Consider the following 24882-nt stretch of genomic DNA (forward strand, 5'->3'; position numbering starts at 1 on the left):
ACTTAAACAGACAAAACACTTCACTTATGAAAAAAGTTAAGAATTGGGAACAAAAAACACCAAAATATCAACAACAAGAGTTAAACTTTTCCAGATATGAAATATTATTTTAATTATGCTCTTTATATTATCAAAAAACTAACAAATTAAAACATGAGAAACTTCTCATCTATCTTTCATGACGGTTCATCTACACTTCATTGGTAGGTCATAAAGAAATGTTTTGCTATTAAGTAAGCAAAAACTTGACACCATTTATAACAAGTTTAGAGGTTATCTGTATGAATCTTTATCCTTTTAATTCTGAACGTCTTAACTCCATCAAAGCTGCTTACAGTACCCGTCGTGTGGATTTGAGTAAAATTGCCACAATCTTAAAAGGCAATGTAAAACCTCAAGTTGGGGATTTAGTTTTAGCAAAAATCGATAAAATTGGTCAACATACTCGTATTGAGTTGGCTTCAGGACGAAAAGCGCAATTATTCCCAGGTGATGAAATTATTGTTAGTTATGGTAACCGTTATGCCCCAGATCAATTTGAAGCCATAATTCCTGAAGATTTATCTCCTTGTCATTTAGTAGCAGCCGGAGGTTTAGCCTCAACCATGTTATCAAAACATACTAAAATTTCTTCAGCTACTACCATTACGCCTTTGGGTTTACTGGGGGATGGGAATGGAAAACGGATGAATCTCAAAGATTGGACTTTAGCTGCAACCAGTTATATTGGTCAACTTCCTCCAACCATAGCAGTTGTCGGTACTTCAATGAATTCTGGAAAAACCACCACCGTTGCCAACTTAATTAAAGGTTTACGCCTATCAGGACTAAAAGTTGGGGCTGCAAAAATCACAGGAACCGGCGCAGGGGGCGATATTTGGTTAATGAAAGATGCAGGGGCCAATCTTGCCCTCGATTTTACGGATATGGGTTTTCCTTCTACCTATAAACTCTCTTGTGAGAAGATAAAGCAAATTTTTCTCACCTTAACCCATTATTTGGCAGCCCAAGAAATGGATGTCATCATTTTAGAAATTGCTGATGGTTTGTATCAAGAGGAAACCGCAGCATTAGTTTCTTCTGCTACATTTCGTCAGGGAGTTCAAGGGGTTCTCTTTGCTGCTAATAGCGCATTAGGGGCAACTGCTGGACAACAATGGTTAAAACAATATCAACTGCCTTTATTGGGAATAAGTGGAACCCTTACCATGTCTCCTTTAGCCATGAAAGAAGCAGTTAACGCTACAGGATTACCTATTTTTACCCGTCAGCAACTACAACAAGCAGCCATAGAACTGATTTTACATCCACAGAAGAGCAATTACCCGTTTACCACAACTTTAGGAGATAACAAAAAATTTCAAATGTGTTAATTATTCTCTTAATTGCCTGATTTTGAACTGACGTTATGAACAAAACAAGACCCCTCCAGACGGCAAGGTGGGCAAAGTTTTCTACTCTATGAGTAGTCCAGATAAATCTCTAAATTTGCCCACCCTACAAAACTGCTTCTTAAACACTCTCTTATTGTGAACTGAAGTGATGAACAAAACAAAGACCCCTCCAGCTATTTATGGTCATCGAAAATGGCTATTAATTAGATTGATTATCAATGGGTTTGCCCAAACCCTAGCCACCCTAGCTAACGCAGCGATCGTAGAAATGACCTTTGATCGTTTGATTGTTGAGAGTCCATCTGATAGTTTTGGGCAATTTATTTTACCCATTATTCTTGCATTATTGGCCGCTATTGGGGCGATCGCATGGTTACGAATGACAGAACGCATCGATGCGGAGTCCCTTGGTCAAGAGTATGCGGACGAAATTCGTCTAACATTGTATCGTCAGTTAAGTCGTCTTAACCCCAGAACCCTGCAAAATCGAAGTCAAGGGGCAGTTTCCCTCCGTTTTGTTGGGGATTTAAACGCTATGCGACAATGGGTGAGTTTAGGATTGGCTCGTTTGACGGTTACGACTACCATTACCCTAGGAGTGGTTTTGGTCTTGACTTTCATTAGTTGGCCCCTAGGATTAAGTGTGACTGGGGTTTTAACCATCGGATTCTATGTATCTCTCAACTGTGGTCAACAACTACAAATGAGGGCAAAAGAAGCCCGTCGTTATCTGAGTCGATTGGCTGGTAATATTAATGAAAAAGTCGCAGCGATCGCAGTTGTACAGGTTTTTGGTCAATCTCATCGTGAAGAAAAGCGGATTGCTCGTCAAAGTCTTCAACTTAAGGAGGCTAGAATCGAACGGGCTAAAGTGGCCGGACAGTTACAAGGGGTGATGGAAGCTACTGCTTCTTTAGCGTCTGCCGTGGCTTTATTTGTGGGGGCAATAGAAGTCTCTGCCGGTCGAACCACACCAGGAACCGTTGTTGCTGTCATGAGTCTTGTAGGGTTATTAGTTCCCCGTCTACGAGAGGTGGGAAGAGTACAGGAATATTGGCATAATTTCCAAGTATCTTACAATAAAATTGAGGAATTCCTGAAAATTCCTAGCTTAATTACCGAAAAACCCCACGCCCCTCATTTAAACTTGAGAAAAGGACATCTAGCCTTTGAATCAGTAGGAGTAGCTGATGTATTATTTGATATCACCGTTGAGGCGAAACCTAGCCAAGTGGTGGCTTTAGTGGGGCCGAATGGGGCCGGAAAATCCACACTTTTAGGGTTGGCTGCTCGTCTATTTGATCCGGATAGCGGTACTATTCGTTTAGATGGACAAAATTTGGCTAATTACAGTTTATCTTCTGTTCGTCAGGCGATCGCTATGGCTGGACCAGATTTACCACTACTGAGAGGCAGTATTAAGCGCAATTTACTCTATCGTTGTCCTGATGCGTCTCCTGAAGAAATTAACCAAGTGTGGCAACTGTGTGGTATCCATGAATTATTGGCTGAGTTGCCCCAAGGAGAAGACACGAAAATATCAGAAGGGGGTAAGGGTTTATCTTCTGGACAGCGACAACGAATCGCTTTAGCTAGGGCAATATTAGGCAATCCAGCAGTTTTATTATTAGATGAAATTGATGCTAATTTAGATGTAAAATCTTCTGCTATTGTTGATCGTGTTATTAATCATTATTCTGGAACTGTTTTATTAATTACCCATCGTCCTGAACGTTTAGCGAATGTTGATGTCATTTGGTATTTAGAAAATGGACGGTTATTAGAAGCAGGAGAGTCCAAAAAAATGTTACAAAATTATTCAGTAACTCGTTTATTTAATTCTCAGAAACTATTGACAACATTGTCTTAGTTAGAATTCTGAGTCAAAATTAAATTAATCGCAGCTTTGGACATTTCTAAATTACTGTGATTTACCCCTTCTACTTCGATTAATTGCCATTGAAAATTAATATTTTCTTTCATAGCAATTTTTTTAGCTGTTTCATAAAAAAACTGTCCCCTTGCTAATCGATGTTTTCCTTGTTCATTTGCTTGAGGAGTTTGACGGAGATGTTTATCATTTTCATTTGTGTCTTTTGTTCCTAATAGAATAATTAATTTTTTAGTTAATATCTGCTTTAATGTATTTTTTTCTATCCCTGAATTACCTAATCCATAGGGAAAGGGTATTCCAAAATTGGGCATTGTGTACCATCCTGAATTAGCTGCGATCGCTGTTTCAAATCTTGCTTTTGGATTAAACATAACTAACCGATGCACAAATTGCGCTCCGGCTGAATGACCATAAATTATATAGTTTTCTGTTTCTAAATTTTGGTTTATTTTAACAGCATCAAAAATTCTTTCAATGGTTGTAAATGTCCATTGGCTATGATCAATAGGTTTTCCTGAACGTTGAAACATATTACCCTGTTGATAATGACGACTTTTAGGATAATATTGTTTAGAAAATTCAGGTACTAATAAAATAAAATTATTTTGTTTTGCATAATTAGCCCAAATATTTCGATATTCTCTCCCATTTCTTTCTACACCATGTAAAACAAAAATGATAGGAGTCAACTTTGTCAGGTTTGCAGGAAAATAAGACCAAACAGTAATCGGTTTTTCTGGGTTTTCGTTATAATCAGTAAAGATAAATTTACCTTTTTCTGGTGTTGATTTAGTTACATTAATAGATTGATATTGTAGCATTTTATAAAATCTTGAAAAAAGAATAGATTAATTTTAAGAAAAAGACATATTGATATTTTCTACTAAATCTTGAAAGCGAAAAGGTTTACTAATATATTTTTTGATATTATAGCTTTCTCCTTTATTTTTGACTTCTCTTTGATCTAAAGCAGTCATAATCATAACAGGAATTTGATTTCCTTCATTTTTTAAATGTTGTAAAAAAGTCCAACCATCCATAATAGGAAGTCCTAAATCGAGAAGAATTAGATCAAATTGTTCTGTCTGGGTTAAAGATAAAGCATCTTTTCCATTGGTCGCAACTAATGTTATAAAACCTTGCTTATTTAAACCTTTTTCTATGAACTGTGCTAAACGGGGTTCATCTTCAACAATTAAAATACGACTCATTGATTAATAAACTTTAAGAATAAATTATTCACTATCCTTATTTTAACCTGTCTTGTATGAAATAAGTATTTTTTGACACTTTTATTATTCTTATAATATCAATTTCTTACTATAAAGTCGAAAATTTTTCTTGCTTTGCAAAACTAGAATTTAAACGTTTAGCACCTTAGTTTATGCTATCCATTGATAACCAATACCCCGAATAGTAGCAATGGTGTTTTTTCCTACTTTTTTACGTAAATAACCAATATAAACATCAACAATATTAGAACCAGGATCATAACTATAACCCCATACATGATCAAGTAATTGTTGTCGTGTCATTACCTGTCCTTTATGAGAAATTAAAATTTCTAATAGGGTAAATTCTGTGTTCGATATTTCAACTAATTGATTATCAAGATAAACCTGACGACTGCGTAAATTAAGCACAATTTTTCCTGATTTTAACTCAGTTTGTATGGGGATAAAGTTATCAACTCGATTCTTGAGACGCAAACGAATTCTAGCTAATAATTCTTCAAACCGAAAAGGTTTTGTAACATAATCATCTGCACCTCCTTCTAACCCTGCTACTTTATCTTTTATATCGTCCCTTGCTGTCAGAATAATAATTGGTAATGTTAATCCTTGACCCCGTAATTCTTCTAATAGGATAAATCCATCTTTTAAAGGGAGTCCTAAATCTAATAAGATTAAGTCAAATTCCTGACTAAAAACCATCTCTGAAGCCATTTTTGCATCAGAAGCAACCTCAACGGTAAATCCATTTGCTTCTAAACCTTTCTTGAGAAAAGCAGCAATTCTAGGTTCATCTTCAGCAATTAAAATTCGATTCATAACTATTGATATATAGTAATTATGACAATTTTAAAGAGTATCATTAACTGGCAAAATAATAGTAAAAGTCGAACCTTTACCCACTTCACTAACACATTCTATCCAACCATTATGAGCTTCTACAATCGCTTTTACAATGGATAAACCTAATCCTGAACCTTCTATATTTTGAATAGATTTTCCTTTATAAAATCGCTCAAAAATGTGTTTTTTTTCTTCTGGTTCAATTCCTTTTCCAGTATCCTGAACCCAAAGCTTAAAGAAATTTCTATCCTGATTAGAACCAATAATAATTAGGGATGTTTCTGTTGTATTTTGTACAGCATTTCTAACTAAATTCATCAATGCTTGAATGAGACGTTGACGGTCGCCGATTATATTGATTGTCGCTTTATTTTCTAATAACCAATCACGGGAACCTAAACCCAACGCTTTTTTATAAATATCTTCCATTAAACAAAAAACATCGATAACTTCTTTTTGCAGAAAATCAGGTCTTTCAGACTTAGCTAAAAGCATCAAATCATTAACTAAACGATTCATTCGATCTACTTCATCTAATACCAATGCGATCGTTTCTTTTTGTTCTTGAGGATCATCTCCCATTAACTCAAGATGTCCTTGAATGATAGTAATGGGAGTTCTTAATTCGTGACCAGCATCATTAAGAAAATTTCGTTGACTTTCAAAGTAAGGATTCAGGTCTAGAAGTTAGGAATTAGGGAAGGAAACAAACAATTCGGATGACCGACTTTGGCTATTAATGACTTCTCGAAAAAATCAATCACCGAACGTTCTTGACGACGACAAGTTTGAATAACCGTCAATAAGTTAGCTGTTTGTTTAAATCGTTCCATGCTTCTTGAACCCCCACTAACTTTCCGTTTCGTGATGGCTAATCTTAAGGATCTTTCAGCAAGATTATTATCAGGGGGGATCTCTGGATGCTCCAGAAAATACCACCATTGCTCTGCCTTTTGCCGAAGGTTTCGCAAAAGTTTTCCGGCTTCATAACCGGCTTTAGGCTTCCATTCTTCTGTGGCTATCTTTATCTTATCTTTGAATTGTCTTGCCCAAACTTGATAACCATGCCTATTCTTATCGTTTTGCCAAATACGATAATGACGGAAAGCTTCATCAATTAATTTGAGAAAAGTTTGACCGATGGTTTTGTTATATTGACCTGGAGTTTTTATTAATCGCTGAAAGTGACGGCGTAAATGTGCCAAACATTTCTGTTGAGCAACAACAGTATAACCATTGTAAACTCCCAAATCATCACTACTTAAAACACCACCATATTCATGGCCTAACTGATCTTCTAATTCCTTACGCCCCCTAGTATCAGCAGCCCGAAACAGGCAGAAAAGTTGATTGGTAAATACCCACAACCATTCTTTGACTCCCTTCACTGGCCAGGGTGTTTCATCAACATGAATTGGGGGTTGTTCTACTTTGACCCACTTGGATAATTGTTCAACCGACGGATTAATGGCTGTTTCTACTCGTTGATTGGTGGCTACGATGGTCCCCATACCTATCTCAATTTGCCCTAACTCCCACAACATCTCTTGTTGCTTTTCATAAGGTAGATGTCCATAATTCCCTAACCATCCCAGAAAAGCTTGTAACTTCACTCCTAAATCTTGTCCTGGGACGGTCTTGGGCGACCAATTCGCTTTGGTCACTTCACCACAATGCCCACAGCGACAATGATGACGATGATATTCTACTACCTCAATGGGTTTATCTACCAGTTGTGCTACCTGCTGAGAATCAACTTTCACTGGTTCTATTAATAATTCTGTTTGACCACAGTGACTACATATTGATGGTTGCAAGATTTGAATTCTGTCAATTCTCCCAAAGCCTTTCCTTGTTTTTCCCTTATGTCCAGGTTGTCCCCCTGGTTTTCTTTTCTTATCCTTATCGTCTTCAGTTGTTTTAGCCTTCTCAGACTTTTTCAATAAGTCTGTTGATGGGGGTTTTGATGAGGTTTGGCTATCTAAATTACGACTGAGCTTTAATTTTTCTATTTCTTTTTGTAGCTGCTCGATAAGTTTCTGTTGAGCCAAGATAATTTGTACCAACCCAGATTTTGACAGTTGGTTTAATTCGTCTGGATTTAACTGTACTCCTGGTTCAGTTTGACTCATACCGTTACTTTAGCGCAGTCAGCCTGTTTGTCAATATTTGCCACCTGAATCCTTACCTTTCAAAAGCAAACTCAAGACGATTCATCATTTGATTAAAGGTATTTGTCAGATCATAAATTTCTCCATATCCTGTAACATCAATTCGTTTTTTAAGGTCAAATTCGTCAATTACATTGGCAGTTTTAGCGAGCGATCGCAAAGGACGTAATATTTTATCAGAGGCTAACCAAGCGAAAATAAAGGCTATTATTAACCCTGTAACTAAGACTGCTATAAATATGATCAAAATGTCAAAAGCTTCTGCTCTTTCTCCAGTTCTTGAGTGAATTGCCACAAAAAGTCCTTTTACTTTCTGATCAATAATAATGGGTTTAATAGCATATTTAAACTTATCGACTTCTCCCCAATATTGCTTTGGTTTTATAAGAGAGTTTTGCTCAAAACTCAGAAACCTTGTTATTAATGCTGATTCATTTTTAATATCTTTAGGCAAACGTTGCGGAACAGAACGATAAATATTTTGATCAACAATAGTAATTAAAGAATTATCGTCTTCAGGAATAACTCCATCTAAGAATTCATCTAATTTTTCTTTAATCTGCTCTGAATTAGTATCTTCTTGTGCTTCATTTAAGTGAATTTCTTTAAATCTTTCAAAAGATTTAATTTCTTCTTTGAGATTTTCCTCAACTCGACTATCAACTTGATAAAAAACAATTAAGTATATAATAGGAATGGAAAAACCAGTAAATACTAACATTAAGCTAACGTACCACAATAAAATTTGAGAACGGGCTTGCCAAAATAACCCTTTTTGTTTGATAATTTTATTTTTAGACTCAATTTGATGTATGAGAAATTTCTGTATCATTTATAAATTAATCCTAAAATAAATCAATGATGGGTGGTTTTTAGCTGTTTTAGTGTACCGACAAGCAGAGGGGATGTCAGTCCCAAAAAGAGAGTGTCTTAATGCTTTTTACGGTTCTTTTCTCGAACAAGAAGTGGAAATAAGTAGAAATAAATGTCTATGTTGAAGGGATTCATCAGTTCTCATAATTTGTGATAAGGAAAACTGATGTATAAAACTAACTTCTATTTCCTGAGTAGTATTCATAAATTTTTGGATTCACTGTCATAATTATGCTATTTAATCTAAGGTCATTTAATGAACTAATAAATAAGAAAGATTAAAAACTAGAGAATAACTATCAGTTTTTCATTATTTCAGTTTTTTGTACTGATATGGCATCATAGAAACGCTAGTATAGATAAAATAAATTCTCATTTCGTTAAATCTCTTGAAAAAATAATTTTATGGAACTTCCTGCCCCTAATAAATTAAATCGTCCTCTTCCGTGGATTTTAGCCATTATGACAGGTGGACTACTGCTGGTTGGAGGATTAACCTATAAAATCGCTAAAACTCCCGTTTCCGAAAATGAACTGGAGAAAATGACCGTCATCGCTGAACGAGAAACTCTGGCTGTGGATATCGAAGCCAGTGGAGTAGTAGAACCCATTGAAAGCGTCAATATTAGCCCCAAAAACCCAGGCCGGTTAATACAGTTACGAGTAGAACAGGGCATGAAAGTTAAAGAAGGGCAAATTTTAGCCTTGATGGAACACACAGAAGTTAAAGCGGAAGGGAAATACGCTGAAGCTAACTATAATCAAGCCTTAGCGGAATTAGATGCAGCTAAAGTTCGTATTCCTAGTGAAGTTCAACAAGCTCAAACCCGTTACGTTCAAGCACAGACTCAACTAGAACAAGCAAAAGCCAATCTAGAACAAGCAGGCCAGAGAATTCCCAAAGATATTGACCAAATTAAAGCGCAAATTGTATCAGCCCAGTCAACTGTTCAGTTAGCTGCTTCCCGTGTGAAACGTAATGAAGAACTACTCCAAGAAGGGGCTATCACCCAAGACCGATTTGATGAACTGCTTAATAATTATAATAATGCTCAAGCCAGTCTTATCGAACTTCAGACCAGGTTAGAACAGGCAAATCAGACAACTAAGCCAGAAATTGAGCAGTTGAAGCAAGAAGTTGTACAAGCGCAAGCAACTGTTGCTGAAGCACAAATTCAACTCGAAGAACGGAAAACAACCGCAAAAACCGAAATAGCTCGCTTAGAAGCTGCTGCTGAAGCTTCCAAAGCTCAACTTGAGCAAGTGGTCATTCAATTCCAAGATACCGCTATTCGCGCCCCATTTGAGGGGATTGTCACCCAAAAATATGCTAATCCGGGGGCTTTTGTTACTCCGACTACCTCTGCATCTAGTACCGCTTCGGCTACTTCTAGTTCAATTTTGGCTTTAGCAAGAGGCTTAAAAGTAGTAGCTAAAGTGCCAGAAGTGGATATTGCCATGATTAAACAGGGACAACCAGTGATGATTACCGCCGATGCTTTCCCCAACGAAGTTTTTAAAGGACAAGTGGTTTTAATCGCACCAGAAGCCGTTGTCGAGGACAATGTGACCTCTTTTGAAGTGACCATCGGCTTAGTAACGGGACGGGATCAATTATTATCACGGATGAACGTGGATGTGAACTTTTTAGGAGAAGAAGTTAAAGATGCTTTAGTGGTTCCCACTGTTGCCATTGTTACCAAAAATGGCGAAACCGGGGTGATGGTGGCCGATGAAAACGAGAAACCAAAATTTAAACCCGTTACCATCGGTCAAGTATTAGATGAAAAAACCCAAATTCTTTCCGGTTTAACCACTGGAGAAAGGGTATTTATTGACTTACCTGAAGAAGAAAAAAAGAAATCACTATTTTAATTAATAACTCCTATGAATTTTTTAGACAGTGTTAAAATGGCAACCTCCATGTTAGCTGCTAATAAATTACGCACTAGCTTGACTATGTTGGGGATGATTATTGGTAATGCGTCGGTTGTTGCTACGATTGGTATTGGTCAAGGGGCCGAAAACTTAGCCACTGAACAGTTAAATGAATTAGGTCCGACAGTCCTCTTTGTAGTTCCTGGAACCCGTAAAGCTCGACGTGCTACTCTAGATATACCGAAAACCTTAGTCTGGGAAGATGCAAAGGCGATCGCAGAACAAGTTCCCAGTGTTGCTGGGGTTGCGCCGGAAAGAAATCAACGACAACTAATTAATTATAAAAGCGAAAATACGAGTGCTTTATTAATTGGAACTACGCCAGATTATCCAAAAATTAGAAGTTTTCCAGTGGAAAAAGGTCGGTTTATTAATCAAATCGATATGCAAAGAAATAAAAGAGTTGCTGTTATTGGACAGGATATTGTTGACCGCTTTTTTAAACTTAGCAATCCCATTGGTGAATCCATTAGAATTAAAAACATTTCTTTTGAAATTGTTGGGGTAATGGCTGCAAAAGGCTCTCTAGTTGGCACTAATTTAGACGAAACCGTCCTAATTCCTTTGACGACTATGTCCAATCAAATTGTAGGTAAAACATCTCCCTATGGCTTGCAATTGAGTTGGATTAATGTAGAAGCTAAAAATGTTGATAGTGTGTCAGCTGCTCAATTTCAAATTGAAAACTTATTACGATTAAGACATCAAATAACCAATGAGGACGACTTTGGGGTAGAAAGTTCAAAACAGATGTTAGATATTGTGGGAAGTATTGCTACTGGATTAACAGTTATGTTGACATTTTTAGCAGGAATTTCTTTAATTGTTGGGGGCATTGGAGTGATGAATATTATGTTAGTTTCGGTGAGTGAAAGAACCTCAGAAATTGGACTAAGAAAAGCATTGGGAGCCAGTCGAAGTGATATTTTAGGACAGTTTTTAATTGAAGCGGTTATCATTTCTGTTTCTGGCGGAATCATTGGTATTTTAACAGGAGTAGGTTTAGTAACAATAGTGGGAGTTGTTTCTCCTTTATCCACTACCATTTCTTCTATTTCTATCATTGTTTCCTTGGCAGTTTCTAGTGGTATTGGTCTAGGGTTTGGGGTGATTCCTGCTCAAAAAGCAGCGAAACTTGATCCAATTGTTGCTTTAAGAAGTTCTGTTTAAGGAATTAATCAGTTATAAGTTAGTAGAGGTCAAGAAGATGGATTTTAAAAGATTACGAATAATTAAAAATAATGCCTTCAAATTCTCTAAAACGTATAAAACTTATGTTGATTACAGATAATTTACCTTTAAATCGTAATAAATTCATCCAAGAAGACCAGATACTAAACATTACAGGTGCAAACTGGTCAGATTACGAAAAATTTGACTCTCAAGACTATTCAGGTTATCGTGTTTCCTATTTTAATGGAGAAATAACGATTGTGTCCCCAGGACGAAATCATGAAAGAATTTCTGAAATTATTAACCGATTGATTATTGCTTATTGTGAAAAATATGATCTTCAAGATTTCCCTTTTGGACAAACAAGATTAAATGTATCGGGACAAACAGGAAGAGAACCAGATATTGCTTATGCTTTTGATTGTGATAAAAATTTACCAGATTTAGTAGTTGAAGTTATCTTTAGTAGTGGTGATATTGAAGTCTTAAAATCCAGTTATCAAAAGATTGGTATTCGAGAATTATGGGTTTGGAAAAATAATAAGATTACTTTCTACTATTTAGAGCAAAATAGTTATATTGTTATTGAATATAGTAAGATACTTCCTCATATTAAGTCAGAATCCTTTATAGAATATGTTAACCGAGGAATAACTGAAAGTCCCTTGCTTATCAAAAAGGATTTTTTGAAAATTATTTAATAACAGCTAGTCCCCAAAATTCTCTTATTCTGTCAAAATATTAAATCCTGCTTGGGAAAAATGCTTATCAAAGGTTAGAACTTTGTTAATATTTAATTTCCACATTATGATAAATGATAAACAATCAACTAAACCCCAAGTTTTGTCTTCGTATTGTTTATAGAGATTAAATGCTTCTTCAAATAACTGGGTGGTTAAATTAATAATATTGACATTATCAGAAGTATAAAAGTCTTCAATAATTTTAATCGCTTTAGGTTTAGAATGACGGACAACTGGATTACCTAATTCTAATAAAACTGCATTAGTTGTAATAAAGGAATATTGTTCATATTTTATAGATAAATTAATTGCTTGCTGATGATACTGATCTTGTTCATAAATTAACCCGATTACAAATCCAGTATCAATAAAAATCAGTTTTCTCATGTTTATAAATGTAATAAAAACTATGAATTATGGTCAAATTCTGATGGTTTATCGATTGTATTTTTTCTTAATGCTGCTATGATGTTTTTCTTATTATGCTTTAACTCATGTTCTTTTGATGAGAGTTTTAACAACTCAAATTCATTAATATCAGGAACTATATCTAAGTCTTTTTCATAGTCATAGATGAGCATTCCTAACACATCTAAATAGTCATATTCCTTTTCTGTCAATTTAGGTTTATCTAATAATTGATTAATTATTTTTTGAGTTGCTTCTAAATCTTCCTCTGATTTTATTGGACGAGGAGGAAACTGTTTTAAAAGTTCAATATATTCTTTTTGATTATACATATTTTTAGCTCAACTATACCTATGTTTATTATATCCTAAAAGGTAGTGTAAGAATCTTGCTGACTATAACACTACACATTAAAATTAGTATGTTATAATTAGTAGAAACAAAACCATTGAAGAATAGGAGTTAATTAGATGCCATCAGATCAAGTGATAGATATTGAGAAAAAGCTGCGTAATTATTCAGTTGAAGATAAACAATGGTTAGTTAAAAAAGTAACTGAGCAATTACAATTAAGTGATTCACAAACAGCTACAGAATTAATGAAAAGTTGGGATGATGCTTATAGTGATGGTTTAGATGAATCAGAAATTACAATGTTAGAAGCAGTGCGATGTCATCAGGGTAAATTATCTGAATAATTATGACAATTTTTCAAGGAGAAATCTATTGGATTGATTTAGGACAACCTATCGGATCTGAACCTGCTTATCTTCGTCCCTGTGTAGTTGTTCAAAATAATATTCTTAATCAGTCAAAAATTGGAACTGTTATTGTTTGTGCTTTAACCACAAACTTAAGACGAGCAAGAGCTATTGGTAATGTATTATTAAATGAAGAAGAAGCAAATTTACCAGAAAAAAGTGTTGTCAATATTTCTCAGATTTTTACAGTAGATAAACGTTTGCTTAGTGATCCGGTTGGGAGACTTTCAGAAGAAAGAATTAACGAGATTATTTCTGGTATTAAATTAGCTCTTGAACCTCAATCATTAGAGTGATGAAGAATAATATAGAATAATTTTAATTTATGAATTATGATAAAATTCTGATGGTGAATTCATTATATGTTCTCTTAATGCTGCCATAATGTTTTTAGGTTTATATAATAAGTAATTAACCCTTGCTTGAGTCTCTTCTAAATCTTTCTCAGATTTTATTGGACGAGGAGGAAACTGTTTTAAAAGTTCAACATATTCTTTTTGACTATACATATTTTTAGCTAAACTACTCTCGTTTTTATATCTCTCTATTATACATTATCGTAGGGGTTTAATAATATTAAATCCATTTAGTCTAGTCAATGTTTTAGAAACAACTCCTTTGATTCCAAGTTAATTGGACACGAAAACCTGGACTAACACAAGTTCTCAGGTTTGTTTTACCATTAGATTGAATGGCATATACTTTAATATAATCTGATCTATGAACAAAGAAAGTATGTTTTTTTAGTATTTTTTTCTCCAGATATCTTGCCATACATTAATATAATTTGGATTAAACTTTCTAAAAATTTCTGCTACTTTATTTTTATCTTGACTCAAATAATATTTATCCGTTTTTTCATTAAATTTTGTATGATAAGCACCGTTTGCATAGCATTCAGCAATACTTAGCATTAAATTAATTAGACTAGCTGAACAAATTTTAGGTTCACATTTTTCGTCAATATACCAAATTGGAAAATTATCTTTTTGTTGTTCATAAAATAAAATATAATACATTTCTTGATTATTTCCACAAAAAAGAGGTAAAGCATAATTTTCAAGTTCGAGATTGTTATTTTTCCCAATAATTTTAAAATGATTATCATGATTTTCCCGAAAACAACAAAATAATAAATCAGGAGATAGTTGAATATTCTCAGAATCATAATAAGATAGTTCTTTAACTTCTTTGGGAATTTTAAAAGGAAGATAATTAGTTAATATTTTTGAGTTTTTATCATCTTTTATTGAATCGGATGAAAAAAATGCTTCAGAATAGTTAATCTTAAGCCAACAATAGATGTCATAAAGTACATCTGAAAGTAATGATATGGAATTTAACCAAAAATATAAATTATTTTTGTCTGTTTCTTGACTAAATTTTTCGTAGTCAAGCCCTCTAAGTAATGCTATTTTTAAATCACAATTTTTTTCTTGAAAAAACCATTTAGTTTCCCATTCAGTATAAAGATATTTTCCATACTTCTCTGGGATCTCGATTCCACGACAAGCATAAATTTGATATCCATCAATAAATTTAACGGCTGCTTGTCCTTCTCTATGAAGACGAATCATTTTATCAAGATATAATTCAATGGGTTTTTCAATAACAAAACAAACATCTGTGAAAGATAGCATATAAGGACATTCTTCACATAAATATTTTACAGTATTCCAAATTTCTTGGTTACACTTAACATTTAGTTCTGTAATATAAAAATCATATTCACAACAATTACTAGCCATTAATTCACAATTAATTGATTTCCAAAAACAAAAATAATCATAAAGTATTTCATAAAAGTTGGAAGCTGCAATTGACAATATGTCTTCTTCATACAAGAAGATATCTCTAATTTCAGGAGACAAAACGTTACTAGAACGAAACCTACTAATTGATTCTTTATCAAGAAGTGAAAGCAATTCACATTTTAAACTGTGGTAATTACTGTAATCGTTAATTGATGGTTGGCGTTGATCAATATAATTTTTAGCTTGAAGTGGACTGTCACAAAAAACAATTTCAGGTTCTCCTAAATTCAAAATTTGATAGGATTTTTTAACTAATTATTTAACCTTTGAGCGATTAATAGGGTCAGTAGAAAAAAGAAATCTTCGCCACTTCTCTATATATTGGTAAACTAAAACTTGTGTATTCATAAACTTTTGGTCTATTTAGCTATCTTATAGAGCTATTATAATTGAAAAAACAGTCTATAATAAATTAATAACTTAACCTAGATTAAATGTAAATATGATTAACATCACCCTTAAACAAGAACAAGAAACATTTATTCAAGAAAAACTCAACAGTGGAGAATATAACAACATTGATGAAATTATTACCGAAGCATTATTATTACTAGAACAAAAAGATAAACACTATCAACAATGGGTTAAAGAAACTCAAGATAAATTGAATATTGGAATCGAACAATTAAATGCAGGACAAGGAATAAATAGCGAAATAGTAATTAATCGCTTAAAAAATAAGTATCATACATTAATTAAATAATTAAACCGATGAATGAGGAAAAAAGGCAGCAGGAGACAGATTAAAAAATTCAGCTAACTCTTGAATATGTCTTGTTGTTAATTTTCTTTTTTCATTGAGTACATCAGAAATAATAGATTCTGTTTTGAAAATAGAAACTAAATCTTTCTGTTTTAAGTTTCTTTCCTCTAACAAAACCTTTAATAACTCAACTCCATAAATATCAGGAACTATATCTAGGTCTTTTTCATACTCATAAATAAGCATTCCCAATACATCTAAATAGTCTGACTCTTCTTCTGTTAATTGGGGTTTATCTAATAACTGATTAACGATTTCTTGGGTTGCTTCTAAATCTTCATCCGATTTGATTGGACGAGGAGGAAACTGTTTTAAAAGTTCAATATATCTATCTTGAGTGTACATATTTTTAGCTACATTACTCTCATTGTGATACTTATCTATTATACATCATCCATCGTAGAGGTTTAATAGTATTAAACCCTAATCTATGTCATCGCTAACACATTTGATATACAATGATATTAATATTTACTAAGGAGTTTAATATCTATGACCTTTGAAGAAATACAACAAACCATTGAGGGTATGTTAGCAGTTCAAAGACAACTACAAGAAAGTCAAATGGAACTGAAAGAAAGTCAAATGAAACTACATGAAAGACAAATGGAATTGCAAGAAAGTCAATTTGAATTACGAGAAAGACAACTTCTGTTCCAAGAGACACAGGAACAAGACAGAGAGACATTACGAGCAACATTACAAGTTATAACTGAAGAAATGAACCGTTTTATTGAAAGGTCTAACCGTAATGAGAGACGCATTGAACAGTTAATTGGTTACAGTATTACTAATGAATCAGAACATCTTGATATTGAACAAAGGTTTAGAAAACTTGAAGCTAAATTACATGAATTACAAAGCCAAAAGTAGTTAATATTATAGTATGGACAACCCAAACCAACCCGACAATAACTCCCAAACCCCACACCCTGGAAAAAATAAGGGTGGTGGTTTACTCGTAATAAAAGACTGGGCTAATTATACCCTTTCCCCCGAAGGACCAGACGTATGGAAAACCCTATTTCATAAAAGTGCTTGTTTATCTTGTGCATGGGGAACCGGTGGCCAAAAAGGTGGGTTTACCAATGAAGTTGGGGAAAAGCTACAACGATGTGCTAAAAGTGCTGAAGCTATATCATCGGAGTTACAACCAGGAATAGAACCCCATTTCTTTGAACAATATTCTATAACAGACTTACAACAGTTAACCTCACAAGAAGCAGATAGATTAGGTCGTTTAACCTTTCCTGTTATCCTACGCAAAGGGGAAAGCCATTATCAACGGATAAGTTGGAATGAAGTTTATAATTTAGTTGAAACAGCATTTAAGAAACCTTCCGATCGCATTGCTTCTTATAGTTCCGGACGATCCTCTAATGAAGCAGCATATCTCTTACAATTGATGATGCGATCGCTTAATTCCAATAACTTAGCAGATTGTTCTGATTTGTGCCATCGTCCCTCAACAGTGGGGTTAAAAACCGTCTTTGGTACAGGAACCTCTTTAGTTAGTTTAGAAAGCTTAAAAGCGTCTGACTGCGTGGTTTTGGTAGGTTCCAATGCACCAGCAAACCACCCTCGGTTGATGAATGAGTTGATTAAACTACGTGATCGCGGGGGAACAGTTATCGTTATTAACCCTGTCGAAGAAGTCGGGTTAAAAAAGTTTGGATCGCCTGCATTTCCTATCAAGTCTCTTATCCCAGGATCGGATATTGCATCCTTATTCTTACAACCTCATCCCGGTAGCGATCTCGCTATCTTTGTCGGGATACAAAAATCTCTCATAGAAAGAGGGTTAATACAACCAGATTTCTTAGAAAATTATACGGAAAATTGGCAACAAATAATACAACAGTCTCAAACAACTTCTTGGGAAGCTATAACTGATACTTGCGGTGTTTCTAAAGAAGACATTGAAACTGCTGCAACTCTCATCAGTGAAGCAAACGGTGTCGTTTTTGCGTGGGCCATGGGGGTGACACAACAGTTGCATGGTGTGGAAACAATTTTTAGTATCGCCAACACGGCCTTAATGACCGCAAATGTGGGAAAATTAGGTGCAGGATTAATGCCCATACGTGGTCATTCTAATGTACAGGGTTTTGGATCAATGGGAGTCACCAACATTCCCAAAAAAGCTATCCAAGACGCATTAGAAAAGTTATTAGGGCGATCGCTTAATCGCACACCAGGATATGACGCGCGATCGCTGATAGATGCAGCAGATGACAACAAGGTAGATAGTTTATTATGTTTGGGAGGAAATCTTTACGCAGCTAACCCCGACTTAACCCAAGCAAAACGTGCATTAGGCAATATTGAAACCGTTATTTATCTCTCCACCAAACCTAACTTAGGACATTTTCATGGACTCGCAGCAGAAAATACTCTTATTCTTCCTGTTTATAACCGTTTCGAGAACCCCCATAAAACGACAGTTGAGTCCGGAAATAATTTTGTTCGGTTGAATGATGAGGGGAAAACTCACTTACAAAACGCTGATCTCGTATCAGAAGTCGGTTTTATCACAGAATTAGCCTATCGTCTCTTAGGAGATAGTCCCGTAGACTGGCGCAAGTTACAAGACACTCGTTATGTGAGAAAACTTATTTCTGAAACTGTTCCTGGTTATGAAAAGATTGCACATATCGACGAAACACAAGAAGAATTTACCATTTCAGGACGAATTTTTACAGAACCAAAGTTTCCTACAGCGTCAGGAAAAGCGATGATGCAAGAGACTCCCTTACCCGCCATTACTTTACCCCAACCCGAAGCTTTTGGCGTGTCTGACCCCTTTTCTGGGGTAGTGGTTGCCTTAATTACCGGACGCAGTTACCGTCAACATAATACAATTGTTTATAGCAACGATGATCCCTATCGGGGTATGCCTCACCGTCATTGTATTTTAATGCACCCTGAAGATGTTCAAAAAGCAGGATTCAAAAATCATCAACGGGTAACAGTGCAAGGAGATGGGGGAAAATTAGACAATATTGAGGTTATTTGCGGTCAAATTAAACAAGGTGCAGCTTTAATGTTTTATCCTGAAGCTAATATTTTGATGAAAGCACATCTTGATAAGCGATCGCAAACCCCTGCTTATAAACGAGTCCCTGTTTTAGTTTATGCTGTTGGTGATTAGCACAACAAGCACAAATTTTGAGGTTACCAAACAGGATGTACTGGTTTTGCTTGAGTGAATTAGCTAAATATATGGTTACTAATCTACAGTAGACATATATATATCTGTTATTCTATCAAAGAATAGACTATCCATAAGCTGGTTTCACTAAAATACTATCTGTCATTAAAAGTAGAGAAACATAACTTACAAAAGAAAAGGAGTGGCGAGCTATGTTAGTCGTCCCTCTGAACCACAACGTCGTTATAGAAGAAATAGAAGTTTTTCTATTGGTTTGAAAGCTGATTCTTGGCTTAATTCATTATCATTTTTTGCTGAAGAAGTTCAACAATTGATGCGTCTCGTTCCTAGCAAACGCACTTATTATTCGAGAGGTCTCAGGACTGCAACCATTATTCAATCGGCTTTTTGACTTTCTGTGTAGGCCCTCCAGTCAAAAGACTTAACATCCCTAGTCCAATTAACCCCATAATCCCGGCAATAGGATTATTATCAATTCCTGTTATTAGAGGAGAAACTTTATTGGTATAATTGACCAAATCCCCTACATTTAGTATGTAATATCCCCACACTAAACCCCCATGTAGTCCAATACAAATTCCTAAACGGTTACCATGACCCATTTTTGCCCAAACCAATGTAATTCCTAATAAAAATAAGGCCGGAAATTGCGGAAACGTTCTAATAATTTCTTCTATCGGCTTTAAAAAGTGTAACGTGGCAAAAATAATTCCGTTTAAAAAAATAAAAAGTTTGGGATGATAATCTTTTTTGAGTTCTTCTAGTAACCAACCTCTAAAAAATAATTCTTCTGCTAACCCAATACCTAAAGCAGTTAATAAACCTTCAAAAACAATAACGGTAAAATTATCAGAAGGTGGGACAAATTTGATCCAGCCTAAAATGGCTTCTATAATAAATAATCCAAACGTGAATGATAAACCTACACTTAAACCATTGAGCAACTCAATACCATTCTTTCGAGTAAAAACTAATCCATAGGTTCGCCACCAATGATTAATTTTATAAACTTTTTTGTTCCAGATAAATAACAAAGCAATAAACTCTAGATAAAGTATTGCCATAGTTATTATCGTAGTTAAATTAGGATCATTTTCTAATAGTAAATAAAGAGGAACAGCTACAGGAAGCCAGAAAACTAAGAGTAAAATGATAAAAATTACCAGACGAAAAGGCGCTGGGTAATTAGCTATTATGGCAAAATTAAGTTTCAAGGATTCAAATTTAAGCTAAGGTTTCAAGTAATAATATTATTAGGAAATATTCAAACTATTGTTTCGAGTTTTTGAGATTGCTATCAATGTTACTCGTCTGGTTCAATGGTGCTAGTTAAACCATGATTTTTTAAAGTTTCACAGTAAAATTCTGCTGGTTCTAAAGCACAAGTAATCACCAAAGCTGTCCCATTAGTATGAGCTTCCATCATAATATCAACGGCTTGGGGTTGGGTCATTCCTGATACAGTTTGCATCAAGGTTTGAACCACATATTCCATAGAGTTGAAGTCATCGTTATGGAGCAAAACCCGATACCGAGGGGCAGGTTTACGAACAGTAGAAGTGGATGAAGATCGTTTTTCGATTACTTCTGTTGTCATTACTTTAGCTATCCTCCTTGTTTTGCATTATGTTACCAAAAAAAATATCTCTCTGAGCCAATTCACATATTGTTATTTTTGTCAATATAAATTCGAGTGTACTAAACAAAAAAATAGTACATTAGCTCAAAAAACCTAAAGAAAGTGATATAAAATAAGCCAGCAAGATCATAAGGTCACGAAGGAATAAGAGTTAGAAAGTCTTATTTTAAAAGTTGACATAGATACTGTAGATTTTCAGTCTTTATCATCATACCATAAAGGCGGAATCTCGTTGCTTATTGCAAGTAATTATCAGTGTCAGGAAATCTTAAAATATTGAATATTAAAAGTGTACGGGATTATTGAATAATATCTACTTATCAATTATTGGTTTAAACCGTTGCCAGCATTAAGATTGTATTAGTTTTCCTTGTTTTTGTTTTTTTTGGTACTTTTGTATCTTCTGATAATATTTCATCGGGTTTCGATAAGTTATAAAAGCTAATACAGAAGTGCTGGCTAAGAAGACAAGTAGAATTAAAGGTTTCCATGACCCAACAGTAAAAATAAGAGAAAAAGTGATAGCTGAAAGACTACTCATACCTAGGGCTGAAATAAGATAGAAACGATGAAAAGGTTGACTGAGAGATTGCCAAGTAAATTGACTCTTTTTTTTGCTAAATTTGATAAACTTTTCACTCAATGCTCCTAAAAAGATACCAAAAGACATAGTTATAGATACTTTAAGGAAATTATTGATAAACTGAATGTAATCTGAAGGAAAACTCTCATTAATATTTGAATAGAAGACTCCTAAAAAGGGTGATAATGTCATGAGTGATGCAACTGCTAATAGTCCTACACGAATATTTTTCCAGGTTATTTTAAATCCAATAAAAGCAGTAACTATAAACAAATAAACTGTTATTAATATTCGCAACCATTCTTGATTAATGGTTACGTGGAAAGTAATCAAGAAACTAAGCAACCAGGAAATTACTAACACAAAAAAATGGTGTTTAATATTAATTAAATTTAGAGGAGGTATGAATATTTTTAAAGCTAAAATATAGTTAACTTCTTCATCTTCATAAGTATGGAGACATATTTGACGTTCATAAACCCTATTTCTCATTAAATTTTGAGGATTAATGCTTAAAGTAGTTTGTGATTGATTGATTTCAAACTTAGAAGGATTGATTTTTAGCCAAGGATGAGAATCGACTTTACTAAAAGGATCATTAGGATGGGGTATAAATTCCCAAACTCCTGTTCTAACCTTTTTCGGAATCACTGTTTTAGTTTTTAATACTTTGATAATAGTTTGGTCTAGCTCTTTTTCATGTATTTTTAATCGTAATTCTTTTAATACCACTTCTTTGGTATAATCTACTTGAATAATTTTGAGACCATTATAAGCAGCTTTTGCACTAAAATAACGTTCTTTATGATTGATTTTTGTTAATTTTTCTAGCCAATTAATAAATGCAGAATTAATAGGAGGCAGTTGCTCGTGAAAGCTAAGGATATTATCATCATTAATTAGATGCTGAATATCTGTTGACCGAGTACCCGTTAGCAAACAAATTAATGTCATCCCTAAACCGTATAAATCCGTTGCTTTGGTTAACGTTTTATTATAAATTTGTTCAGGTGCCATAAACCCAAAAGTACCAGCAGCTACACTACTTTTACCTCTTTCTTGATTACCAAAAGAAGAGAGTCCAAAATCAATTAAATAAGTGTTTAAATTATCATCTATTAAAATATTTTCAGGTTTAATATCTCTGTGAATAATAGGTGGAGTTTGAGCTTGTAAGTAAATTAAAATATCCAGAATATTTAACGCTATTTTTTTGATATCTTCTGGTGTAAATGTTCTAGAAATAGCCAAGGATTTTCCAGAAATATATTTTTGTACTAAACAGAGACTTTTCTCAGTTTCAAAGGAATCTAAATATTGAGATATATAAGGATGGTTAAGAGATTTTAGTATATTGACTTCTCTTTCATAATCTTTAAAATTTTTCCATTCTACTGTTTTAAGAAACTTAAATTCTTTAATAATAACCTGTTCATTAAATTGCAAATCCTTAGCTAAATAGGTACTTCGATTATTTCCATGATGTTGATGTAAGGTTTCTAGGACTTTATATCTTTGATTCAAGACTATTAATTGATTATTCATAATTAACTTTGGATTCTTTTATGTTTAGATTGATTATAATTTAGTTTAATAGTTTGGTGATGATTATGATAATCTTTAATGGTTATTTTGATAGCAAAAACAATAAAAAAGATTATTAAAGTTAAATTTAATGCTGTTGGTGTACCACTAATAAATGGATTAAGTTTTATTAGCACGAAAGTCAAACTTAAAACTTGAATAATAGTTAATTTTAAAGCCGTTTTTCTTACTATCCCCGATTGTTCAATTTCTTTAAATAAAAATCCGATAGTTTGACCAAAAATTAAGCAACTTGATGTCAAAGAACCCACAATAATCAAAGCTGAAAATAAATCTAATCCCTGTTGATAATCTAACATCAATAGAGAAAATCCTCCTTTAGCCGATAAAAAAATAATCCCAGGAATCATTAACCCTTGCCAGTAAAACTTATGTTTTAACCCAGTTCTAATTCCTAAAATTAACCAGATAATAGCAGATAGTACATTTAAAAAACTTAGAAATAATAGACTATTTGTCTCTAAAGCATAAAACTCAGATGTTTTTGTTAAGTTATTTAAAATTATTGGGTTAAATAAAGTAATAATGAAAATGAAATTATAATTACAATAAATACTAAAAAAGAATAAAGGAATCAAAGAAGCCATTAAACAGCCAAAGATATCACTAACTTTAGGCAAAACTAATTGACCTGATTTTATACTTATGTCAACAATTTTAGGTTCTAAATCATTATTAATGGTTAAACTTAACTGACGATGATAAACGGTATTCGCAAGTAATTGAGTGGTATCTACTTCAATATCACAACTATGAAAGTTACCACAAAACTCTGGAGAAGAAAGCTTAATCCAACTTTGATCAGTATCATCATTTGGATGAGGAACAACTTCCCATTTTCCAGACATTAACGTAGTCGAAACCAAATTTTTTGCTTTTATAGTTTGCTTCAGTCTTTCTCCTAAAATCTTACCCTGAAACTCTAGAAAATTATTGCTTAGAATAACATCAGGACTGACATTAACATTAATTTTTAGCAACGCTTCTTTCGCTAAATGAGCAGATTGAAAACGCTGAGTTACTTTAGGTTCAACTAGCTTCTTTAACCACTGTTCAAAACTACGACTATAAACATGAGTATCAAGTTCAAAACTAAACTTTCCAGTCTCATTAATGAGTTTTTCAATTTCAATTGATGGAGTTTGAGTCACTAAACAGATTAGTGTAGAACCTAAACCATATAAATCGGCTGCCGTGGTTAACTTTTTATTATAAATTTGTTCAGGTGCCATAAACCCAAAAGTTCCGGCTGATACGGTACTTAATCCTAAATTATTACCGCCAATATGAGCTAAACCAAAATCAATTAAATAAACATTTAATTCCTCATCCACTAGAATATTTTCTGGTTTAATATCTCGATGAATAATCGGAGGAAGTTGAGTTTGTAAATAGATCAAGATATCTAACAAATTAAGGGCAATTTGTTTAAGGGTATCGGGACTATATTGATTGACGTGAGATAAATTTTGAGCCGGCTTATATTCCTGAACTAAACAAAATCCATCCTCACTACTAAACGAATCTAAGTAACGAGGAATTCCTGGATGAGAGAGATATTTAAGAACCGTAATTTCTTGTTCATGCTGTTGATATCCTGACCATGTTTCGTCATCAATAAATTCAAAGCATTTAATAATAACAGGAGTTTGATTCTTTACCTCAAACCCGTGATAAGTAATACGACCTCCTTGATAGTTATAACCTAACTGTTCAATCACCTGATAACCCTGTTCAGAGAAGTCAGGAACTGGGATCATTGCTGTCATAATATTTTCAACATAGAAAAACTATTAATGATAGAATGCCCACAAATTGCTTGAAACTTATACTCTTAATTCATGAAGAATTTTGACAAAACTTTAGGAAGTGCGAT

General features: G+C 33.9%; 26 protein-coding genes. 11 read left to right on the forward strand and 15 right to left on the reverse strand.

Annotated elements, in window-relative coordinates; all coding sequences use genetic code 11:
- Positions 1-281: 281 nt before the first annotated feature.
- Both CY0110_RS08600 and CY0110_RS08605 read left to right on the forward strand, forming a co-directional pair.
- The gene (locus CY0110_RS08600; protein WP_008275012.1) at positions 282-1373 is read left to right on the forward strand and encodes a hypothetical protein; all 1092 of its coding nucleotides are present in this window, start codon (positions 282-284) and stop codon (positions 1371-1373) included.
- Between the two features lie 169 nt (positions 1374-1542).
- Positions 1543-3264 (forward strand): ABC transporter ATP-binding protein, encoded by a 1722-nt coding sequence (locus CY0110_RS08605; protein WP_008275013.1) that lies wholly within the window; start codon positions 1543-1545, stop codon positions 3262-3264.
- Here CY0110_RS08605 and CY0110_RS08610 read toward each other — a convergent pair.
- The 6 genes from CY0110_RS08610 to CY0110_RS08635 all read right to left on the reverse strand — a co-directional run bounded on the left by CY0110_RS08610 (position 3261) and on the right by CY0110_RS08635 (position 8366).
- Positions 3261-4109 (reverse strand): alpha/beta hydrolase, encoded by an 849-nt coding sequence (locus CY0110_RS08610; protein ID WP_008275014.1) that lies wholly within the window; start codon positions 4107-4109, stop codon positions 3261-3263. The two genes, CY0110_RS08605 and CY0110_RS08610, sit on opposite strands and share 4 nt — an antisense overlap.
- Positions 4110-4142: 33 nt before the next feature.
- Positions 4143-4499, reverse strand: coding sequence for a response regulator transcription factor (locus CY0110_RS08615; RefSeq protein ID WP_008275015.1), 357 nt, complete (start codon positions 4497-4499; stop codon positions 4143-4145).
- Between the two features lie 171 nt (positions 4500-4670).
- Complete coding sequence (locus CY0110_RS08620; protein WP_008275016.1) at positions 4671-5339, reverse strand: response regulator transcription factor; 669 nt, start codon at positions 5337-5339, stop codon at positions 4671-4673.
- Between the two features lie 30 nt (positions 5340-5369).
- Complete coding sequence (locus CY0110_RS08625; RefSeq protein ID WP_269719939.1) at positions 5370-6041, reverse strand: sensor histidine kinase; 672 nt, start codon at positions 6039-6041, stop codon at positions 5370-5372.
- Positions 6042-6043: 2 nt separating this feature from the next.
- Positions 6044-7495, reverse strand: coding sequence for an IS66-like element ISCysp3 family transposase (locus CY0110_RS08630; protein WP_008272619.1), 1452 nt, complete (start codon positions 7493-7495; stop codon positions 6044-6046).
- A 52-nt stretch (positions 7496-7547) separates the two neighbouring features.
- Complete coding sequence (locus CY0110_RS08635) at positions 7548-8366, reverse strand: HAMP domain-containing protein (RefSeq protein ID WP_008275018.1); 819 nt, start codon at positions 8364-8366, stop codon at positions 7548-7550.
- A 446-nt stretch (positions 8367-8812) separates the two neighbouring features.
- Here CY0110_RS08635 and CY0110_RS08640 point away from each other — a divergent pair, with 446 nt between their 5' ends.
- From CY0110_RS08640 to CY0110_RS08650, 3 genes are all read left to right on the forward strand, one after another.
- Entirely contained in the window at positions 8813-10282 is a 1470-nt protein-coding gene (locus CY0110_RS08640; RefSeq protein WP_008275019.1) for an efflux RND transporter periplasmic adaptor subunit, read from the forward strand.
- A gap of 12 nt (positions 10283-10294) precedes the next feature.
- Positions 10295-11515 (forward strand): ABC transporter permease, encoded by a 1221-nt coding sequence (locus tag CY0110_RS08645; protein WP_008275020.1) that lies wholly within the window; start codon positions 10295-10297, stop codon positions 11513-11515.
- A gap of 104 nt (positions 11516-11619) precedes the next feature.
- Positions 11620-12219, forward strand: coding sequence for a Uma2 family endonuclease (locus CY0110_RS08650; protein ID WP_035798896.1), 600 nt, complete (start codon positions 11620-11622; stop codon positions 12217-12219).
- Between the two features lie 24 nt (positions 12220-12243).
- On the opposite strand, the gene CY0110_RS08655 is transcribed toward CY0110_RS08650, so the two are convergent.
- Both CY0110_RS08655 and CY0110_RS08660 read right to left on the reverse strand, forming a co-directional pair.
- Entirely contained in the window at positions 12244-12648 is a 405-nt protein-coding gene (locus tag CY0110_RS08655) for a type II toxin-antitoxin system VapC family toxin (RefSeq protein ID WP_008275022.1), read from the reverse strand.
- Between the two features lie 20 nt (positions 12649-12668).
- Positions 12669-13001, reverse strand: a complete 333-nt coding sequence (locus CY0110_RS08660; RefSeq protein ID WP_008275023.1) for a hypothetical protein — start codon at positions 12999-13001, stop codon at positions 12669-12671.
- Positions 13002-13139: 138 nt separating this feature from the next.
- Here CY0110_RS08660 and CY0110_RS08665 point away from each other — a divergent pair, with 138 nt between their 5' ends.
- Positions 13140-13367, forward strand: a complete 228-nt coding sequence (locus tag CY0110_RS08665) for a hypothetical protein (RefSeq protein WP_008275024.1) — start codon at positions 13140-13142, stop codon at positions 13365-13367.
- Between the two features lie 2 nt (positions 13368-13369).
- Positions 13370-13726, forward strand: a complete 357-nt coding sequence (locus CY0110_RS08670) for a type II toxin-antitoxin system PemK/MazF family toxin (RefSeq protein ID WP_008275025.1) — start codon at positions 13370-13372, stop codon at positions 13724-13726.
- Between the two features lie 27 nt (positions 13727-13753).
- On the opposite strand, the gene CY0110_RS08675 is transcribed toward CY0110_RS08670, so the two are convergent.
- On the reverse strand, positions 13754-13939 hold the full coding sequence (locus CY0110_RS08675) for a hypothetical protein (protein WP_008275026.1): 186 nt from the start codon (positions 13937-13939) through the stop codon (positions 13754-13756).
- A gap of 234 nt (positions 13940-14173) precedes the next feature.
- On the reverse strand, positions 14174-15475 hold the full coding sequence (locus CY0110_RS08680; protein ID WP_008275027.1) for a DUF6745 domain-containing protein: 1302 nt from the start codon (positions 15473-15475) through the stop codon (positions 14174-14176).
- A 211-nt stretch (positions 15476-15686) separates the two neighbouring features.
- Between CY0110_RS08680 and CY0110_RS08685 the strand changes: the two genes are divergently transcribed.
- Entirely contained in the window at positions 15687-15947 is a 261-nt protein-coding gene (locus tag CY0110_RS08685; RefSeq protein WP_008275028.1) for a ribbon-helix-helix domain-containing protein, read from the forward strand.
- Here the strand turns inward: CY0110_RS08685 and CY0110_RS08690 are convergent, their stop codons facing one another.
- The gene (locus CY0110_RS08690; protein WP_008275029.1) at positions 15948-16352 is read right to left on the reverse strand and encodes a helix-turn-helix domain-containing protein; all 405 of its coding nucleotides are present in this window, start codon (positions 16350-16352) and stop codon (positions 15948-15950) included. It lies immediately after the preceding gene.
- Between the two features lie 147 nt (positions 16353-16499).
- Here CY0110_RS08690 and CY0110_RS08695 point away from each other — a divergent pair, with 147 nt between their 5' ends.
- The 3 genes from CY0110_RS08695 (at position 16500) to CY0110_RS08705 (ending at position 19570) form a co-directional block, all read left to right on the forward strand.
- On the forward strand, positions 16500-16880 hold the full coding sequence (locus CY0110_RS08695) for a hypothetical protein (RefSeq protein ID WP_008275030.1): 381 nt from the start codon (positions 16500-16502) through the stop codon (positions 16878-16880).
- A 13-nt stretch (positions 16881-16893) separates the two neighbouring features.
- On the forward strand, positions 16894-19158 hold the full coding sequence (locus CY0110_RS08700; RefSeq protein ID WP_008275031.1) for an FdhF/YdeP family oxidoreductase: 2265 nt from the start codon (positions 16894-16896) through the stop codon (positions 19156-19158).
- Positions 19159-19360: 202 nt separating this feature from the next.
- The gene (locus tag CY0110_RS08705) at positions 19361-19570 is read left to right on the forward strand and encodes a hypothetical protein (protein ID WP_008275032.1); all 210 of its coding nucleotides are present in this window, start codon (positions 19361-19363) and stop codon (positions 19568-19570) included.
- Here CY0110_RS08705 and CY0110_RS08710 read toward each other — a convergent pair.
- The 4 genes from CY0110_RS08710 to CY0110_RS27925 form a co-directional block, all read right to left on the reverse strand.
- A complete protein-coding gene (locus tag CY0110_RS08710) occupies positions 19551-20393 on the reverse strand; it encodes a CPBP family intramembrane glutamic endopeptidase (RefSeq protein WP_008275033.1) in 843 nt (280 codons plus the stop codon). The two genes, CY0110_RS08705 and CY0110_RS08710, sit on opposite strands and share 20 nt — an antisense overlap.
- An 89-nt stretch (positions 20394-20482) precedes the next feature.
- Positions 20483-20776, reverse strand: coding sequence for an ATP-dependent Clp protease adapter ClpS (gene clpS, locus CY0110_RS08715; RefSeq protein WP_008275034.1), 294 nt, complete (start codon positions 20774-20776; stop codon positions 20483-20485).
- Between the two features lie 391 nt (positions 20777-21167).
- Complete coding sequence (locus CY0110_RS27920) at positions 21168-22946, reverse strand: serine/threonine protein kinase (RefSeq protein WP_008275035.1); 1779 nt, start codon at positions 22944-22946, stop codon at positions 21168-21170.
- A gap of 2 nt (positions 22947-22948) precedes the next feature.
- A complete protein-coding gene (locus CY0110_RS27925) occupies positions 22949-24775 on the reverse strand; it encodes a serine/threonine protein kinase (protein WP_008275036.1) in 1827 nt (608 codons plus the stop codon).
- Positions 24776-24882: the final 107 nt, after the last annotated feature.

This window comes from Crocosphaera chwakensis CCY0110, assembly GCF_000169335.1.
GTDB lineage: Bacteria > Cyanobacteriota > Cyanobacteriia > Cyanobacteriales > Microcystaceae > Crocosphaera > Crocosphaera chwakensis.

Coding starts and splice junctions, on each gene's coding strand:
- CY0110_RS08600 (WP_008275012.1), top strand. CDS start 282: ATGAATCTTTATCCTTTTAATTCTGAACGTCTTAACTCCATCAAAGCT.
- CY0110_RS08605 (WP_008275013.1), top strand. CDS start 1,543: ATGAACAAAACAAAGACCCCTCCAGCTATTTATGGTCATCGAAAATGG.
- CY0110_RS08610 (WP_008275014.1), bottom strand. CDS start 4,109: ATGCTACAATATCAATCTATTAATGTAACTAAATCAACACCAGAAAAA.
- CY0110_RS08615 (WP_008275015.1), bottom strand. CDS start 4,499: ATGAGTCGTATTTTAATTGTTGAAGATGAACCCCGTTTAGCACAGTTC.
- CY0110_RS08620 (WP_008275016.1), bottom strand. CDS start 5,339: ATGAATCGAATTTTAATTGCTGAAGATGAACCTAGAATTGCTGCTTTT.
- CY0110_RS08630 (WP_008272619.1), bottom strand. CDS start 7,495: ATGAGTCAAACTGAACCAGGAGTACAGTTAAATCCAGACGAATTAAAC.
- CY0110_RS08635 (WP_008275018.1), bottom strand. CDS start 8,366: ATGATACAGAAATTTCTCATACATCAAATTGAGTCTAAAAATAAAATT.
- CY0110_RS08640 (WP_008275019.1), top strand. CDS start 8,813: ATGGAACTTCCTGCCCCTAATAAATTAAATCGTCCTCTTCCGTGGATT.
- CY0110_RS08645 (WP_008275020.1), top strand. CDS start 10,295: ATGAATTTTTTAGACAGTGTTAAAATGGCAACCTCCATGTTAGCTGCT.
- CY0110_RS08650 (WP_035798896.1), top strand. CDS start 11,620: ATGTTGATTACAGATAATTTACCTTTAAATCGTAATAAATTCATCCAA.
- CY0110_RS08655 (WP_008275022.1), bottom strand. CDS start 12,648: ATGAGAAAACTGATTTTTATTGATACTGGATTTGTAATCGGGTTAATT.
- CY0110_RS08660 (WP_008275023.1), bottom strand. CDS start 13,001: ATGTATAATCAAAAAGAATATATTGAACTTTTAAAACAGTTTCCTCCT.
- CY0110_RS08665 (WP_008275024.1), top strand. CDS start 13,140: ATGCCATCAGATCAAGTGATAGATATTGAGAAAAAGCTGCGTAATTAT.
- CY0110_RS08670 (WP_008275025.1), top strand. CDS start 13,370: ATGACAATTTTTCAAGGAGAAATCTATTGGATTGATTTAGGACAACCT.
- CY0110_RS08675 (WP_008275026.1), bottom strand. CDS start 13,939: ATGTATAGTCAAAAAGAATATGTTGAACTTTTAAAACAGTTTCCTCCT.
- CY0110_RS08685 (WP_008275028.1), top strand. CDS start 15,687: ATGATTAACATCACCCTTAAACAAGAACAAGAAACATTTATTCAAGAA.
- CY0110_RS08690 (WP_008275029.1), bottom strand. CDS start 16,352: ATGTACACTCAAGATAGATATATTGAACTTTTAAAACAGTTTCCTCCT.
- CY0110_RS08695 (WP_008275030.1), top strand. CDS start 16,500: ATGACCTTTGAAGAAATACAACAAACCATTGAGGGTATGTTAGCAGTT.
- CY0110_RS08700 (WP_008275031.1), top strand. CDS start 16,894: ATGGACAACCCAAACCAACCCGACAATAACTCCCAAACCCCACACCCT.
- clpS (WP_008275034.1), bottom strand. CDS start 20,776: ATGACAACAGAAGTAATCGAAAAACGATCTTCATCCACTTCTACTGTT.
- CY0110_RS27920 (WP_008275035.1), bottom strand. CDS start 22,946: ATGAATAATCAATTAATAGTCTTGAATCAAAGATATAAAGTCCTAGAA.
- CY0110_RS27925 (WP_008275036.1), bottom strand. CDS start 24,775: ATGACAGCAATGATCCCAGTTCCTGACTTCTCTGAACAGGGTTATCAG.